This window comes from Xenorhabdus khoisanae, from assembly GCF_001037465.1.
In the GTDB taxonomy this organism is placed as follows: domain Bacteria; phylum Pseudomonadota; class Gammaproteobacteria; order Enterobacterales; family Enterobacteriaceae; genus Xenorhabdus; species Xenorhabdus khoisanae.
Map to the genome: position 1 here is coordinate 1 of NZ_LFCV01000186.1, position 783 is coordinate 783.

Sequence of the window (783 nt, forward strand, 5' to 3'; positions counted from 1 at the left end):
CGACGCCAGAAGTTAAGCTGGCACTAAACGCATTCGGGGCGAACTGTTCGACAAATTCATCCCATAGCAAATGTGATCGACTACTCCACTTGACCACGTAACCGGTTAGTTTCTTCTCACTGGCAGACAGTGAAGCAGTGCGGATTTCAAAATCATTCTTCATCGATAGACTCCAAGACTATAAAGGGGCATCGCGCCCCTTATCGTTAACCCGCTTTCGTGCCTTTGATTTCCAGCACTTTGATAGCGTTGGAGTCCACCAGCCCACCGCCTAAATATTTATCGGTATGTACCTTATAGAATCCCGGCTCGGTGATATTGTCAGGGCGAGTACGGATGCCCGTTTGATGGTCAATAATGAAATAACCGCGTTTGAAGTCACCCAGACCAATGATGTTATCCGGCATAAATTCGAGGTAATGAACAGGCAAGCCCAGCAACATATCGGGATCGCCCGCTTGCAGACGCTCACGCCAGATATAATCGCCGTTGCCGTTTTTCAGCTTCTGCACATGGGCGGCGGTTGTGGAATTCATTACCCACACTGAGTTCTTGCGGTATTTGTTCTTGAGCAGGAATTTAAGGTCAATCAGACTATCCGCCTCAAGGCTGGCTGCTTCCAGCTTTTGCAGCGTACCGAATGCACGTACCTTGTCGGCTTGGGTATCACGGGGATAAGACAGGAAGCCTTTGGCTTTCTTGCTGCCGTCACCGCTCACCAGATCCGTTTCTTCGGTATCCACGAACGTATCGGCAATCTCAGATGTCAGCCAGCCCAAGATA

2 protein-coding genes are annotated in these 783 nt (G+C 49.7%); both read right to left on the reverse strand.

Annotation, left to right across the window (positions count from 1 at the left end; genetic code table 11):
* Window positions 1-163: HK97 family phage prohead protease (locus tag AB204_RS19700; RefSeq protein WP_047965092.1), on the reverse strand; the 163-nt coding region annotated here is incomplete at its 3' end.
* 43 nt (window positions 164-206) lie between these two features.
* A partial coding sequence (locus AB204_RS19705) for a phage major capsid protein (protein ID WP_047965093.1) occupies window positions 207-783 on the reverse strand: 577 nt, incomplete at its 5' end.